This is a genomic window from Gallaecimonas mangrovi (assembly GCF_003367375.1).
Classification (GTDB): domain Bacteria; phylum Pseudomonadota; class Gammaproteobacteria; order Enterobacterales; family Gallaecimonadaceae; genus Gallaecimonas; species Gallaecimonas mangrovi.
On the sequence record NZ_CP031416.1, the window covers coordinates 927,904 to 943,728 of the forward strand.

A 15,825-nucleotide genomic window follows, 5' to 3' on the forward strand; every position below is an offset into this window, starting at 1 on the left:
TTAAGTGGCTATGAAGCGTTGGTTTAAATCAGGCTCTCCGTGGATTTGGATGACAGCAGGCGCGGTCAGTATCAGCCTTATCTCGGTACTTGGCTTGATGCTGTTAATCGCTTGGCGCGGCTTAACTTACTTTTGGCCGGCCGATGTTTATCAAATGCAGGTACGCCAAGCCGACGGCAGTGTGCAGCAGGTGATTGGTGAAATTTACGATCGCCAAGCCATTTCGGTGCAGCGCTTGCGTGATGCGGGTGCGACCTTGCCAGGTTTACCTAGCGATGGTTCGGTAACCCGCTATTTGATTAAAACCGGCAACCGTGACCAGCTGGGGCTGGATTTTCGTACGCTATTAGCGCCCAACGTCTTATCAAAGCAAACGCCCGCCGATATTGCGGTGCTAGAGCGCCAGGAAAACGGCAATTTTTATGGCTATATTCAATCGCTTGAAATAAATGGTAAGACCATTTCTGGCAGTAACATCAAAGCGGCATTAGCGCAGCAAGTGGCAGACGTTGGCGCCCTTCGCCAGCGTGCTGATGATATCCAAGATAAGGATATCGGCCATATCAACTACCAATTGCAACAGCTGCACTTAAAAGAGCGAGGCGACCAGCTTAACCACCAGTTTACCGCCAGTGACGAGCAGCTGATTGACCAACAGCGCCAACGTTTACACGAGCAATATCAAGTGCTTGCCAAACAGTTGTTTACGCTTCGCCACGCCATGGATAACCGTTTAGTCACGGTAAAAATGATGGGCGGTAAAGCGGTGCAATTGCCGTTGGCACAAGTGCTGGATGTCAGCTACCCCAACAACATGACCACCACCCAAAAAGTGGCGCGTTATTTCAGCGGCATTTGGCATTTTGTGTCTGACCCGCCCCGTGAAGCCAATACCGAAGGTGGCGTGTTCCCGGCCATTTTCGGCACCGTCTTTATGGTGCTGTTGATGTCGGTGATTGTTACCCCCTTTGGGGTAATGGCGGCGGTATATCTGCATGAATACGCCGGTAAAAACGCCATTACTAAGGTCATTCGTATTGCCGTTATCAACCTGGCTGGGGTGCCTTCTATTGTTTACGGCGTCTTCGGTTTGGGGTTCTTTGTCTATTTTCTTGGCAGAAATATCGACAAGCTGTTTTTCCCGGCCGCCTTACCTAACCCGACTTTCGGTACCCCTGGCATTTTGTGGTCGGCGTTAACGCTGGCGATTTTAACGCTGCCAGTGGTGATTGTTTCCACTGAAGAAGGCCTTAGCCGCATTCCCTTTAGTTTGCGCCAGGGCTCGCTGGCCCTGGGCGCTACGCAAGCCGAGACCTTGTGGCGGATAGTGTTACCGATGGCAAGCCCGGCTATTATGACCGGCCTTATTCTGGCGGTGGCCCGCGCCGCCGGTGAAGTGGCGCCGTTGATGCTGGTGGGGGTGGTGAAATTGGCGCCGTCGTTACCGGTTGACGGCAATTTCCCCTTTGTACATCTCGATAGAAAATTCATGCACTTGGGCTTTCATATCTATGATGTTGCCTTTCAAAGCCCCAATGTAGAGGCGGCGCGGCCGCTGGTTTATGCCACGGCCTTTTTGCTGGTCATTGTGATTGTGGCCCTGAACATTACTGCCATTGGTATTCGTAATCACTTGCGCGACAAATTCCGGGCTCTGGAACACTAAGGCTATGGTTGTAACTTATGATCTCTTTTAGACCCGACATGACTGCGAGCAATCAACCCTTGGATTTGAGCAATTTGCCAGCGGAAAAAACCGCCCTTGCCATCGATGGCCTGAATCTCTTTTATGGCAAAAAGCAGGCGCTGTTTAATATCAGCATGGCCATTCCCAAGCGTAAAGTAACCGCTTTTATCGGCCCGTCTGGCTGCGGCAAATCAACGCTGCTGCGCAGTATTAACCGCATGAACGATTTGATTGATGGTTGCCGGGTAGAGGGCAACATTTTGCTGGGCGGCAAAAACATCTATGACAAATATGTGGACGTGGCCGCGCTTCGCCGGCAAGTGGGTATGGTATTTCAGCGCCCCAATCCGTTTCCTAAATCCATTTATGAAAACGTGGTTTATGGCCTGCGTTTGCAGGGCATTAACGATAGGCGCGTGCTCGATGAAGCGGTAGAAAAGTCGCTGACCGGGGCGGCGTTGTGGGACGAAGTAAAAGACCGTCTCGATGAAAACGCCTTTGGACTTTCCAGTGGTCAGCAGCAACGTTTGGTGATTGCCCGCGCCATAGCCATTGAACCGGAAGTGCTGTTACTTGATGAGCCAACCTCGGCGCTGGACCCTATTTCTACCTTGACCATCGAAGAGCTTATCAACGATTTGAAAAAGCAATTCACCGTGGTGATTGTGACGCACAATATGCAACAGGCTGGCCGGGTTTCTGATCAAACCGCCTTTATGTACATGGGAGAGCTGGTTGAGTATGCCGATACCAACAGCATTTTCACCAAACCGGCCAAGAAGAAAACCGAAGACTACATCACCGGGCGCTACGGTTAAGGACCCCATATGGACAACATGAATCTTTCCCGGCATATCTCCGGCCAGTTTAATCAGGAACTGGAACAGGTGCGCAATATGGTGCTGACCATGGGCGGCCTGGTGGAAAAGCAACTGGATGATGCCATTCGCGCCGTTCATGACCGTGATGCCATCCTGGCGGAAAAAGTGGTGGAAGGCGATCGCCAAGTGAACGCCATGGAAGTGGCTATCGATGAAGAATGCACCCGCATTATTGCCAAGCGCCAGCCGGCGGCTTCTGATCTGCGTTTGGTGATTGCCATTATTAAAACCATTGCCGATTTGGAGCGCATTGGGGATACCGCCGAGCGTATTGCCAAAATCGCCTTGGGCAGTTTTGAAAGCCAGCAGTTAAGCCTGGTGGTCAGCCTGGAATCGATGGCTTATCACGTGCTGAAAATGGTGCGCGACACCCTTGATGCCTTTGCCCGTATGGATGTGGACGCGGCGCTTTCCCTACATGCCGAAGACGTGCGAGTTGACCGCGAATATGAATCGCTGTTTCGCGAATTGATGACCTACATGATGGAAGATCCGCGCTCCATTCCAAAAGTCATTGAAGTGATGTGGGCGGCGCGCGCGTTAGAGCGTATTGGTGACAGGTGCCAAAATATCTGTGAATACATTATCTATTTTGTAAAAGGTAAAGACGTGCGACATATCGCCCGCGCCGATTTTGAGAATGATATTAAAGGACATTAAAAAAGCGCCCTTGGGCGCTTTTTAATAATGGGCCGTTATCCAGTGGCGGTCTTGACCTGGTGGCAATTCTTTACCTTTAACCTCACCCAGTTCGACATGGGGAAAGGTAGTAGCGTGGTAGGGCAATACCGTTAATAAGTGGCGAATGCAGTTCAGCCGGGCCTTTTTCTTGTTGTTGGCATCGACGATAAACCAGGGGCAATGCTCGGTATCGGTGCTGTCTAGCATGGTATCGCGCGCCTTGGAATAGGCCTGCCAGCGTTCTCTGCCTTCCAAGTCCATTTCTGAAAACTTCCAGCGTTTTAATGGGTTATCAAGGCGCGACTGGAATCGGCGCTGCTGCTCTTCTGGTGACACATTCAACCAGTACTTGATAACGATGATGCCGTCATCAACAAGTAGCTTTTCAAAGGTCGGGCAGGCGCTCATAAAGCGTTGGTACTGGTCGTGGCTACAAAACCCCATGACCTTTTCTACGCCGGCGCGGTTATACCAAGAGCGGTCAAACAGCACCATTTCGCCAGCCGCAGGCAGGTGTGGCACGTAGCGCTGAAAATACCACTGGTTTTCTTCACGTTCGGTGGGCACCCCTAACGCAACGGTTTTTACGTGCCGGGGGTTGAGGTGGGCGGTAATGGTTTTAATAATGCCGCCTTTGCCTGCGGCATCGCGGCCTTCAAACAGCACCACCACCCTGAGTTTTTGCTGTTGTATCCATTGCTGCAGCTTTACCAACTCGATTTGCAGACGTTCTAGTTCTGCCAGGTACTTTTCCTTGTTCATGGTTTGATCCCTAAAATATGCTGCCATTGCTGGTCTGTTACCGGCATCACCGACAGGCGACTACCTTTTTGCACCAAGGGCATATCGGCCAGCGCCGCCTCGCTTTTTAGGCGTGCCAGCGGTAGCACCTTTGGCCAACTTTCAACAAAGCCGATGTCCACACAGCGCCAGCGCGGCTTGGCGGGATCTGATTTAGGATCAAAGTAGGGGCTTTTGTCGTCAAACTGGCTGACGTCGGGATAGCTTTCTCTGACCACCTCGCCAATTCCGGCGATCCCAACCTCTTTACAGCTGGAATGGTAAAGGAAGACGCGATCGCCCAGTCGCATCTGATCCATGAAGTTGCGGGCCTGATAATTGCGAACACCGTCCCATGGCGTGGTATTTTTTTCGGCTAGATCACGAATAGAGAAGAGATCCGGCTCTGTCTTCAGCAACCAGTAAGGCATAAAAATCTCTCTGTGCCATAGTTTTTAATGGCAGCCTAGCAAGACAGAGGAGGAGCTTCCATGGTGACGAAGGACGATTTATCAGTCGGTATGTTTTACAAACGTCTCAATGGTATTGGACGTATCGTATCGATAAACGAAAAGGATGACTTAGTAACGATCCGCGATCTCGATCATAGCCATACTACCATTGCCCATGTTTCGCAGCTTGACCCCGGTCTGGTGCTAGACGAACGGATGATGTGGGACTGTGAAGACTAATTTATCCCCCAATCAACACCTTTAAACAAGCAGCTTTGGCTGCTTGTTTTTTTGCGTAAAAAAAGCCGGACAAGGTGTCCGGCATACTGTGCAAAAAAGGGAAAGTGTCCATTCAACATAGAAGTCATTTAGGGTTAACAAGCTGTACAGCCTGAACTTTTCCTGGCGCTATGAAGAAACCACTACAGTCTAGACGATGAATGCCTTATCATATTAACGAAGAAAAATGATGAATTTAATCGGAACTGTCTATTATGAGATTGCCTAGCATAAAGAACCTGACTTACTTGCTGGCATTGGAAGAACATCAGAATTTCAATCGCGCCGCCAGAGCCTGTAATGTCTCGCAATCAACCCTTTCTGCCGGGATCCAGAATCTTGAAGAGCAACTGGGTTGCCAGCTTATTGAAAGGGACAACAAATCTTTTCTGTTTACTGCCACCGGCTTAGAAGCCATTAACCGGGCCCGGGATATTGTTAACCATACCCGCGATCTGGTGGAGTATGTGCAAAATCAAGCCTCACCAATGAGTGGTGAAGTGCGTTTGGGCTGTATTCCCACCATAGCGCCGTTTCTACTGTCGCAGGTGGTTACCCAGGCCAACGACACCTTCCCCGAGCTTAAACTGTTGCTGCGTGAAGACACCACACAAAACCTGTTAGCGATGCTAGAGCGCGGTGAGTTAGATCTGGTGTTGTTGGCTTTACCGGTTGATACCAAAGGTTTTCATACCATGCGCCTGGGTAAAGATCCCTTTAGCCAGGTGATGCATAAAGAGCTGCAAGAAAAATGGGGCCAGGACCCAGACCTGAAATTGCTACCCGAGCGCAGCGTCTTTTTGTTGGAAAAAGAGCACTGCCTTACCGAGCATGCGGTAAGTGCCTGCCAGCTAACTGATTCCACCAAGATAAACCCCTTCGCTGCCACCAGTTTGCACACCTTGGTGCAAATGGTGAATGCCAAGCTGGGTACCACCTTCTTACCGCAACTGGCAATTGATGCTGGCATTATGAATGGTACCGAGTTGGTGGCCAGCCGTTTGGTGGATAAGAACGCCTACCGAGAAATTGGTTTGGTATGGCGGCAAACTTCTAGCCGTATTCGCACATACCGCCAATTGGGTGAGCTTATTGCCAAGCAACTTCCCGAATCGTTGCTCTAGCAGTACCTGCGCTAAAAAAGCCAGCCGTTGAGCTGGCTTTTTTATGTACAAATGAAACCGGCTAAGCTATGCCTGTTTAAGTAGCTTTTTTACTGAAATCCCCCATTACTTACCTTTCTTGTTGTTCCTTCCATATCCATTAGCTTCTGCTGAAAAGTGATATTTCATTATCCTTTTGATTAAAAAGGATTTATTTGAATTCCCTTTAATTTCTAAAATTAATTTTGTAATTTAAATACAAAATTATTTCAGAATGGGGTTGGTTAATGTAAATGAAGTTCATGGCTATATAGGTTATTTGGTAATACCAATTAGTGCTTTAGCTCTAAAATTAAATTTTAATAAAATTGTTTAAATTCAATAAGTTGAAAAATATTTTTAACATGTTTAAAAAATGTTGTTGATCAAAACTAAAATGTGAAGCAGTGTTTGTTGCGTTGTTTTGAGAACAAGCCAGGAACTTACGAGAATATTCTTTTTGTGGTTGCTGAATTTCAAATGTAATTGGAGGCGGAGATGCTGAAGGTTCAGAACGGGCTGACCGGCGAACAAAAACAACTGCTAAGTGAAGCTGCTCAAGGATGGGTACAGGAGCTGATGTCGGCCTTTGCTGACAAAGTTCCCACCTTGCTCGCCGAACGCGATCGCAGACAAAGCGATTTCGACCGAGGCCTGTTACCCGACTTTTTGCCACAAACGCAGTCCATTCGTGACAGTGACTGGCAGATCCGTGGGATCCCCGCTGATCTTCAGGACCGCCGTGTTGAAATAACCGGCCCAACCGAACGCAAGATGGTGATTAATGCCTTAAATGCTGGCACTAAAGTGTTTATGGCGGACTTTGAAGACTCACTATCGCCCACCTGGCAAGCCGTGATGCAGGGCCAAGTCAATCTGCGAGACGCGGTTGATCGCACCATTTCTTATACCGATCCGCAGTCGCAAAAGCATTACAGCTTGAATGACAATCCGGCGGTGCTGATTTGCCGGGTACGTGGTCTGCATTTGCCAGAAAAACACGTCACCTTTAATGGCCAGGTCGTACCGGGATGTTTGTGGGATTTTGCGCTGTACTTCTTTCATAACCACAAGCGGTTATTAGAAAACGGCTCTGGCCCCTATTTTTATATTCCCAAACTGCAAAGCCACTTAGAGGCCCGGTTTTGGGATCAGGTTTTTCGTTTCACGGAAGAGCGGTTTGAGCTGCCGCGCGGCACCATAAAAGCCACGGTGTTGATTGAAACCCTGCCAGCGGTTTTTGAGATGGACGAAATTCTCTACGAGATGCGCGACCATATTGTGGCGCTCAACTGTGGCCGCTGGGATTACATCTTTAGCTATATCAAAACCCTGGGTAATCACAGTGATCGGGTCTTGCCAGACCGGCAAGTGGTTACCATGGACCAACCGTTCCTCAGTGCCTATTCACGGCTATTGATCCGCACCTGCCATAAACGCGGCGCTTTGGCGATGGGCGGCATGGCGGCCTTTATTCCTTCTAAAGAACCTGAGCGCAATCAGTGGGTGCTCAATAAAGTGCGCCAAGACAAGGAATTGGAAGCGCGCAACGGCCATGACGGCACCTGGATAGCGCACCCCGGCCTGGCTGAAACGGCTTTAACGGTCTTCAATCAGCATTTGGGCGAGCGGCCAAATCAGCTGGATATTCGCCGGGACGGTGATGCCGCCATTAGCGCTGAAGAATTATTGGCGCCTTGCAGTGGCGAGCGTACCGAAGCCGGTATGCGCACCAATATCCGGGTTGCCCTTCAATACATTGAGGCCTGGATAGGCGGCAACGGCTGCGTACCCATTTATGGGCTGATGGAAGACGCCGCTACCGCCGAAATCTGCCGAGCATCAATTTGGCAATGGTTACGCCACGGCAAAAGTCTGGCCAGTGGCCAAAAGGTTACCGCCGAGCTATTCAGCCGCTTCCTGACCGAAGAAATGGCACAGGTGCGTGAAGAGCTGGGTGCTGAAACCTTTGATAGCGGCCGTTTTCGTGAGGCAGCAGAACTGCTGACCCGCATTACCGTTAGTGAGCACTTCGTACCCTTTTTAACTGAACCCGGTTACACCTTAATTGACTGAAGGAAGGACCAACCCATGACTCGTCAAAAGCAAATCGACGCCCTGAAGCAGGATTGGGCTGAAAATCCACGCTGGAAAGGCATAGTACGCACTTACACCGCAGAGGATGTGGTTCGTCTTCGTGGCTCTGTTCAGCCAGAAAACACCCTGGCTCAAATGGGCGCTCAAAAGCTCTGGAAAATGGTGAACGAAGGCGCACGTCCAAGCTTTCGGCCTGACAAAGATTTTGTGAACGCCATGGGCGCGTTAACCGGTGGCCAAGCCGCGCAACAAGTCAAAGCGGGTATTCAGGCGATTTATCTCTCGGGTTGGCAGGTTGCAGCCGATAACAACAGTTATCAGTCGATGTATCCCGACCAGTCGCTGTATCCGGTTGATTCGGTGCCGGCGGTGGTGAAACGTATCAACAACGCTTTTCGCCGGGCCGACCAAATTCAGTGGCAAAAAGGTAAAAACCCTGGCGATGATGGCTATATCGATTACTTTGCCCCCATCGTTGCCGACGCCGAGGCCGGGTTTGGTGGGGTGCTGAACGCCTACGAGCTGATGAAGTCGATGATTGAAGCGGGCGCTGCTGGCGTGCACTTTGAAGACCAACTGGCGTCGGTGAAAAAATGTGGCCATATGGGCGGTAAAGTCTTAGTGCCGACACAAGAAGCCGTGCAAAAGCTGATTTCAGCGCGCCTGGCGGCAGACGTGGCTGGGGTGCCAACCATAGTGCTGGCTCGAACCGATGCCAATGCCGCTGATTTGTTGACCAGCGATTGCGACCCTTACGATGGCGAGTTTGTCACTGGGGAGCGCACGGCGGAAGGTTTTTACCGAGTCAGAGCCGGCATTGAGCAGGCCATTTCCAGAGGCCTAGCCTACGCGCCTTATGCCGATTTGTTGTGGTGTGAAACGGCCAAGCCTGACTTGGACGAAGCGCGCCGCTTTGCCGAGGCTATTCATGCCAAGTTCCCGGGTAAGTTATTGGCCTATAACTGTTCACCGTCCTTTAACTGGAAGAAAAACCTCGACGACGCCACCATTGCTAAGTTCCAGCGCGAGCTGTCGGCCATGGGCTATAAGTTCCAGTTCATTACCTTGGCCGGTATTCACAATATGTGGTTCAACATGTTCAACCTGGCGTATGACTACGCCCGTAACGACATGGCCGCCTATGTGAAAATGCAGGAAGCCGAGTTTGCGGCCGCAGAACGAGGCTACACTTTCGTTGCCCATCAGCAGGAAGTTGGCACCGGTTACTTTGATGATATGACCACCGTTATACAAGGTGGCAAATCGTCGGTAACGGCGCTGACAGGTTCCACCGAAGAAGACCAATTTCACTAAATAAAAAAGCCTTATTTCTAAGCGTGTTGGCGGCCGAATGGCCGCCTTTTTTGTGGTTTTTTTAAACACTGTCGTCTTCTTAAGCTTGTCTTAATTTTGGTCTACCACTCTAAGCTTACCCTAATGGCGAGGTAAGCTTATGTTGGCTAAAAACGCACCCTCTTTGATGCAGTTTCAACGTGCTTTGGAGGGCTCGGATGCCTTCGACCGAATCAAGCATTTTGCTTGTACCCGTTATGCCGACAGCCACCAGGCCATTCTTCGGCACTTCTTACCTGTTCAATATCTGCTGCTGGATGAAACGCACTGGCTAGCCAGCTGTGGCGTGCGAAACGCTAATGGCCAAGCGTTGTTTTTAGAGCAATACCTGGATGGCGATATTGACGTCATTTTATCAAAGCGCTTGGGCCGTGATGTTCAGCGCCAGCAGATTGTAGAAGTGGGTAATTTGGCCGGTGAGGCCGGCGGCTCAAGACTGATGATCCTGGCCGTTACCCGATTGCTGGCATTAAGTGGCGTGGACTATGTGGTGTTTACCGCCACCCGCGAATTGCAATCTGCGTTTTCTCGGCTGGGCCTTGAACCTTGGTTCTTGGCGCAGGCCAATCCTAACCGTCTGGCGGAAGGTGCCGGTGACTGGGGGCGTTATTACGACACTCACCCGGCCGTTTTTGCAGGCTCTGTCCAAGAAGGGTGGCAGGCCATACAACAGCAGCCGGTACTGATGCGTATTCTTGGGGCCATGGGCCAGGAGATCAACGATGTTGTTTGAACAACTGGCAAAAGCACTGGTTAAAAATAGTTGCGCTTTAAAAACGGAAACACAGCAACTGAGCGGCCCTGACTTGCTGGCTGCGGCCGATAAATTGGCAGAACGCCTAGCAAGCTTGGGTATAAAGCGGCTGGGACTTTTGATGGACAACGAGCCCAACTGGGCCATTGTTGACCTTGCTGCCCTCAAACTAAAACTGGTGTTGGTGCCTATCCCCACCTTTTTTAGCCGTGCGCAGCAAATGCACCTTATTAGCGATGCCGGCCTTGATGCGGTTATTGCCCCGGTGGCACTGCCCATGGCTCGCGAATCGCTGGCTATTGAACAAGGGGTGCTAAGCCTGTTGCTGGCCGGTACTACCAAAGCCTTACCTGAAGGCACGGCCAAAATCACCTATACCTCCGGTACCACTGGCGCTCCTAAGGGCGTGTGTTTGTCTCAACAAAATATGTTGGCAGTGGCAAATAGCTTGGTGGATGTCACCGGCTCGCTCGGGGTTGAGCATCACCTTTGTGTGCTGCCGTTAGCGGTATTGCTGGAAAACCTCGGGGGGCTTTATGTGCCTTGGCTGGCGGGGGCTTGCGTTACCTTGCTACCGATGAAGTCACTGGGCATGACCGGCTCTAGCGAGCTGGATGTGACTGAAATGCTAGGCGCCTTAAGCCGCTTGCAGCCGCAAAGCCTGATTTTGGTGCCCGGCTTGTTGCCAGTATTACTGGCAGGCCGTGCCAAGGGTCTGCCTGATAGTTACCGTTTTATCGCCCTGGGAGGTGGTAAAACGGCCAAGCAATTATTAGCTCAGGCACAAGAACTCAAACTGCCCGTATTCGAGGGTTATGGGCTGTCAGAAGCGGCCTCGGTGGTGGCACTTAATAGCCCAGAGCATCAGCGCCTAGGCACCGTGGGTAAGGTGCTGCCCCATGTCGATGTAAAACTCAGCGACCAAGGTGAAGTGCTGGTAAAAGGCAATAGCTTCCTTGGGTACTTGGGGGACAGCCAGCAGCAGCTGGAGTGGTTAGCCACCGGTGACCTTGGGGAGATCAGTGAAGATGGTTTCTTAACCATTCTTGGCCGCCTCAAAGACACCATTGTCACTAACATGGGCCGTAATGTGTCGCCGCAATGGCTGGAAGCCGAACTTTGCGCCTTGCCGCAAATCAAGCAAGCCTATGTCTACGGTGACGAGGAACAGGGTATTCATGCCCTGGTAGTCAGCAATGACCCCCGCCTTGAAGGCTTTTTAGACGCCTTTAATGCCAAGTTACCGGATTATGCGCGGCTGGTGAGTGTGCAAAGTACCAGCGAAGCCTTCACCGCTGAGCGCCAAGAGGTAACCGCCAATGGCCGCTTGCGTCGCAGCGTCCTGGCAAAAAGGTTGGTGAGCGGCGAGATCAGTTTTTTTGAACGCCTAAAAGCTGAAACCCGTGACGCCCAGCAGTATTTGCTCAGTGCGCCCGCCATTCTGGCCTGCCAGCAAGGCGACGTAACTATGCCGCGCTACTTGGCCTTTTTACACAATGCCTTTCACCACGTTAAACACACAGTGCCACTGATGATGGCCTGCGGTACGCGCCTTGGTGACAGTAAAGAGTGGCTAAGGGCGGCCATCACCGAATACATCGAAGAAGAATACGGCCATCACGAATGGATACTCGATGACATCGCCCAAGCGGGCGGCAACAAAGAACAAGCGCGCCATTCCAAGCCGAATTTTGCGACCGAGATGATGGTGTCGTACGCCTATGACAGCGTAAACCGCGGTAATCCGGTGAGCCTGTTTGGCATGGTGTGGGTGCTTGAGGGCACCTCGGTTAACTTGGCCACGCCGATGGCCGATGTCATTCGCGCCAAACTGGACCTGCCAAAGGCCGCCTGTCGCTACTTGTACTCCCACGGCAGCTTGGATCTCGAGCACATCGACTTTTTCGAAAAGTTAATGAATCGCATCGACGATCCGGCCGATCAACAAGCCATTATTCACATGGCCCAGCGGATGTACCGCCTCTACGGCGACATGTTCCGCAGCCTGCCGATGGAGGCCTGATATGCGTATTTTATTGACGGGTGCTAGCGGCGGCATTGGCCAAGTGATCGCCAATAGTTTGGCCAATGACGGCCACCATTTGATTCTCGTGGCCCGTAGCCAGGAAAAACTCAACGCCTTGGCGCAAAGCCTGCCAGGAGAGCACCTGGTGGTGGCATTGGATTTAAGCCCAAGCACGGCCGGTTCTGACCTTGCGCAGCAGCTCACCGAGCAGCAGTTTTTGCCCGATGTCGTTATCAATAATGCCGGCAGCAATCAGCTTAAAACCTTTGAAAAAAGCAGCTGGGCGCAAATTGAAAGCCAAATACGCTTGAATTTACTGGCACCGATGGCCGTGGTGCACAGTTTATTGCCGACGCTCAAAAGTGGTGCCCACATTATCAATATTGGCTCGGTATTAGGTGAAATTGGTTACCCAGGCTATGTGGCTTACGGCGCAGCCAAAGGCGGCCTTAAGCGGTTTTCTGAAGCGCTGGGCCGCGAAATCCGTGACCGCAACATAGCGGTGAGTTACCTCGCTCCGCGCGCAACCGACACCCCTCTTAATAGCCCGGCCGCGGTGGCACTTAACCAAGCCTTGGGCAACAAGGTGGATAGCCCACAAGTTGTTGCTGATGCGGTGCGGTTACTGCTGAAAAAGCCCAAAGCCAATATGGTGCTGGGTTTTCCTGAAAGCCTTTTTACGCGCATCAATGCACTGTTGCCGTCGGCGGTGGATGGCGCTGTTAAAAAGCAGCTTACTCTTATTAAGGCTTATGCCGAGGAATCACTATGAAAACCCTGATCGTTGCCGCCTTGGCAATGGTGAGCAGCCAGTTGCTGGCAGCACCTTTGATCCACTATCAGCAAAGCTGGGCTGAAATTAAATACCAAACGGCTGATAAAGAGCAGGAAAAGAACTTTGCCAAGCTACGCCTGCAGATGCAAAGCGAGCTGAAAACCCATGGCCAAGACCCCGACTATTTAATATGGGGGGGCATTATCAGTGCCAGCTACGCCGGTGCCAAAGGTGGCCTGGGCGCGCTGAAATACGTAAAAGAAGCGCGCAGTGAATTGGAAAAAGCGATAAAAATTAATGACAAGGCGCTAGGTGGTTCAGCCTACACTTCCCTTGGTTCCCTTTATTATTTAGTGCCGGGTTGGCCGATTAGCTTTGGTGACGACGATAAAGCCAAGCAGTACTTGCAAAAAGCCTTGGTCATTAACCCCGATGGTATTGACGCCAACTTCTTTTACGGGGATTTTTTAATGGACCAGGGACATTATCGCCAAGCCAAGGTCTATCTGGAAAAGGCCCTTGCTGCGCCAGCAAGGCCGGGCAGGGCAGTCGCCGATGCCGGCCGCAAAGGGGAAATTCAGGAGCGTCTGAAAACCATTCAGACCAAGTTATAAGTACTGAAGGATTGCAATGCGATTAATGCTTGTTGAGGACGATGCGCTGCTGGGCCAAGGGTTGGTAACCGCCTTTAGCCGTGAAGGTTACGCGGTAGATTGGTATTTGAAAGTGGCCGATGCTGAAAAGGCCATGGCCGCAGGCCAGCCAGAGCTGGTGGTGCTCGATTGGCAGCTCCCTGACGGCTCGGGTGTTGAATTGTTGAAAAAGTGGCGGCGCCAGGGCTTGGGCTTGCCGGTGCTGATGTTAACCGCGCGCGACGCCATTGATGACCGCATCCAGGGCCTTGATTGTGGTGCCGATGACTACCTGGTGAAGCCGTTTGAGTCGCGCGAGTTATTGGCCAGACTCAGAGCCTTGTCGCGGCGGCCGGTTAGCCAGGTTGACCCTGTGCTTGCGAATGGCGCCTTAAGCCTCGACCCTGCCAGCCATAAAGTTAGCCTGGGGGGGGAACTGGTGGTATTGTCGCGCCGGGAATACGCGTTATTGCATGAGTTGCTGCGCCAAACTGACCGCGTGCTGACCCGTGAGCAGCTGGTAGAACGGCTTTATAGCTGGGGTGAGGAATTGGAGTCCAATACCTTGGAAGTACACGTTCATCATCTGCGTAAGAAACTGGGCAGTGAGTTTATTAAGACCATTAGAGGTGTTGGGTACGTTATGCCCAAGCTTTCATGAAATCCATTCGCCGTTACTTCGCTGTCCGTTTTGTTGTGATGTTCCTGCTGGTACTGATCGCGGTCAGCGTTTTTGGTTATATCAAAGCGGCCCATGAAGCCGAAGAGCTTTATGACGCCGAGTTGGCGCAATCTGCCCGCATTATTATGGGCATTGTTGAAAAGCCTCTAAACACCGAGCGCCTCGATAACATTCGCCGAGCCTTAACGGCCGTCAGTCGCCACCAGTTTGTGGAAGGCGAGCCAGAGCATGATGAAAGTATCTTCGGCCATCATTACGAAAAGAAGCTGCTTTTTCAGGTCTTTAGCCCGGAAGGGCAGTTGCTCTTTTCTAACCTCGACGAAAAAATTCCTTTAAAAACACCTGGTTATCATTGGCTTATGTCACCCAAAGAGCAGCGCTGGCGGCTTTTTACGGTGTATGACGACCATGACAATTACTGGCTGCAAACCGGCCAGTTGGCAGAAGTGCGTGAAGAAATTACCGAAGAAGCGGTGTTAAAGCCGGCACTTTGGGAAGCGAGCATGATGACGATTTTAGTGATCATTCTCTCCGGCGTGCTTATCACCCGTGGGCTGCGCCCCCTTCGGGCATTGTCCGCACAAGTGTCCAAACGCACGCCGGATGAGCTAACGCCATTAAAACTCGAACATACCCCCTCGGAAGTTAAGCCTCTGGTTCAGGCCCTAAATGCCTTGCTTGAAGCCTTGGATGAAACCTTAAAGCGGGAGCGGCGATTCACCGATGATGCCGCCCATGAATTGCGCACGCCCTTGGCCGGGGCACAGCTGCATTTGGAAAATGCCGTTGGCGCCGACAACGAAGAACACCGCCAAGCGTCATTAAAAGCTGCCAGCAGTGGTATTGCCCGGTTGACGCATTTGGTGGGGCAGCTCCTTACCCTGGCGCGCCTTGAAGGCAAAAACCAGTTACCCAAAATTGAAAATGTGCCGATGGCCCAGCTTATCCGGAACCTGTTGGCCGAGATGTATCCGTTGGCCCAGCAGCGCCAGCAACAACTGGCATTGGACGACCAAGGCGACTGGATAGTGGAAGGCGATAGGGCCTTGCTGGCGGTTATGGTGCGCAACCTGGTGGATAACGCCCTGCGTTACAGTCCGCCGGGCAGTGAAATTGTGATTGGCCTTGAACAGGGAGCGCTTCGGGTTGATGACTGCGGCCCCGGTATTCCAGCCGAAGACCGACAAGCCAGCCTGGCACGTTTTCATCGTCTCAATAGCAGCGTTTCTGAAGGGGCCGGTTTGGGCCTTGCCATTGTGGTTGAAATTGCCCGCCGCCACGATTTGGCATTGGTGCTGGAAGACAGTCCAGCGAAAGGGTTACGTGCCAGCATAAAAAAAGCCCGGCCATAAGGCCGGGCAGCAAAATACACAGGAATAGTAAACACAACAGGATGTTAAAAGTGCTGCTAAGCAGTGTTCGTTGGGAACAAGAAACCGAAATCTTGTTAAATAACGAACCAGTGCTGATATTAGCCGATCAATCCCCTTGGTTACAGTCTTTATGTTGTAAAATTACAACAACACACTGTTTAGTTCACTTCTATTCAGGTTGGCCCTGCTTGGTTGTCAAAACTGGCCTATAGCGGGGTGAACGGGTAAAAT

The 15,825-nt window shown here is 51.5% G+C and carries 15 protein-coding genes; 13 read left to right on the forward strand and 2 right to left on the reverse strand.

Annotated elements, in window-relative coordinates; genetic code table 11:
* The first annotated feature begins 10 nt into the window (after positions 1-10).
* Genes pstA through phoU form a run of 3 tightly spaced genes read left to right on the forward strand, consistent with a single transcriptional unit; the run spans position 11 to position 3,228 of the window.
* Positions 11-1,666, forward strand: coding sequence for a phosphate ABC transporter permease PstA (gene pstA, locus DW350_RS04355; protein ID WP_115717698.1), 1,656 nt, complete (start codon positions 11-13; stop codon positions 1,664-1,666).
* Between the two features lie 38 nt (positions 1,667-1,704).
* Entirely contained in the window at positions 1,705-2,505 is an 801-nt protein-coding gene (gene pstB, locus DW350_RS04360; RefSeq protein ID WP_336406972.1) for a phosphate ABC transporter ATP-binding protein PstB, read from the forward strand.
* Positions 2,506-2,514: 9 nt separating this feature from the next.
* Positions 2,515-3,228, forward strand: a complete 714-nt coding sequence (gene phoU, locus DW350_RS04365; protein WP_115717700.1) for a phosphate signaling complex protein PhoU — start codon at positions 2,515-2,517, stop codon at positions 3,226-3,228.
* A 21-nt stretch (positions 3,229-3,249) separates the two neighbouring features.
* Here the strand turns inward: phoU and ppk2 are convergent, their stop codons facing one another.
* Both ppk2 and DW350_RS04375 read right to left on the reverse strand, forming a co-directional pair.
* Complete coding sequence (gene ppk2, locus DW350_RS04370; protein WP_115717701.1) at positions 3,250-4,011, reverse strand: polyphosphate kinase 2; 762 nt, start codon at positions 4,009-4,011, stop codon at positions 3,250-3,252.
* Positions 4,008-4,460, reverse strand: coding sequence for an EVE domain-containing protein (locus DW350_RS04375; protein WP_115717702.1), 453 nt, complete (start codon positions 4,458-4,460; stop codon positions 4,008-4,010). The genes ppk2 and DW350_RS04375 overlap by 4 nt, the downstream gene beginning before the upstream one ends.
* Before the next feature lie 60 nt (positions 4,461-4,520).
* Between DW350_RS04375 and DW350_RS04380 the strand changes: the two genes are divergently transcribed.
* The 10 genes from DW350_RS04380 to DW350_RS04425 all read left to right on the forward strand — a co-directional run bounded on the left by DW350_RS04380 (position 4,521) and on the right by DW350_RS04425 (position 15,573).
* Entirely contained in the window at positions 4,521-4,721 is a 201-nt protein-coding gene (locus DW350_RS04380; protein WP_115717703.1) for a hypothetical protein, read from the forward strand.
* Between the two features lie 254 nt (positions 4,722-4,975).
* Entirely contained in the window at positions 4,976-5,884 is a 909-nt protein-coding gene (locus DW350_RS04385; RefSeq protein ID WP_115717704.1) for a LysR substrate-binding domain-containing protein, read from the forward strand.
* A gap of 516 nt (positions 5,885-6,400) precedes the next feature.
* Positions 6,401-7,978, forward strand: a complete 1,578-nt coding sequence (gene aceB / locus DW350_RS04390) for a malate synthase A (protein WP_115717705.1) — start codon at positions 6,401-6,403, stop codon at positions 7,976-7,978.
* Between the two features lie 15 nt (positions 7,979-7,993).
* Complete coding sequence (aceA, locus tag DW350_RS04395; RefSeq protein ID WP_115717706.1) at positions 7,994-9,313, forward strand: isocitrate lyase; 1,320 nt, start codon at positions 7,994-7,996, stop codon at positions 9,311-9,313.
* A gap of 166 nt (positions 9,314-9,479) precedes the next feature.
* Positions 9,480-10,085 (forward strand): thermostable hemolysin, encoded by a 606-nt coding sequence (locus DW350_RS04400; protein ID WP_192954803.1) that lies wholly within the window; start codon positions 9,480-9,482, stop codon positions 10,083-10,085.
* Positions 10,075-12,129: an AMP-binding protein gene (locus DW350_RS04405; RefSeq protein ID WP_115717708.1), complete on the forward strand. Its 2,055-nt coding sequence runs from the start codon at positions 10,075-10,077 to the stop codon at positions 12,127-12,129. The genes DW350_RS04400 and DW350_RS04405 overlap by 11 nt, the downstream gene beginning before the upstream one ends.
* Before the next feature lies 1 nt (position 12,130).
* Positions 12,131-12,904, forward strand: a complete 774-nt coding sequence (locus DW350_RS04410; RefSeq protein WP_115717709.1) for an SDR family oxidoreductase — start codon at positions 12,131-12,133, stop codon at positions 12,902-12,904.
* The gene (locus tag DW350_RS04415) at positions 12,901-13,521 is read left to right on the forward strand and encodes a tetratricopeptide repeat protein (protein ID WP_115717710.1); all 621 of its coding nucleotides are present in this window, start codon (positions 12,901-12,903) and stop codon (positions 13,519-13,521) included. Before DW350_RS04410 ends, DW350_RS04415 begins: the two co-directional genes overlap by 4 nt.
* A gap of 16 nt (positions 13,522-13,537) precedes the next feature.
* A complete protein-coding gene (locus tag DW350_RS04420; protein ID WP_115717711.1) occupies positions 13,538-14,200 on the forward strand; it encodes a response regulator in 663 nt (220 codons plus the stop codon).
* Positions 14,197-15,573, forward strand: a complete 1,377-nt coding sequence (locus DW350_RS04425; protein WP_115717712.1) for an ATP-binding protein — start codon at positions 14,197-14,199, stop codon at positions 15,571-15,573. Before DW350_RS04420 ends, DW350_RS04425 begins: the two co-directional genes overlap by 4 nt.
* The last annotated feature ends 252 nt before the right edge of the window (positions 15,574-15,825 follow it).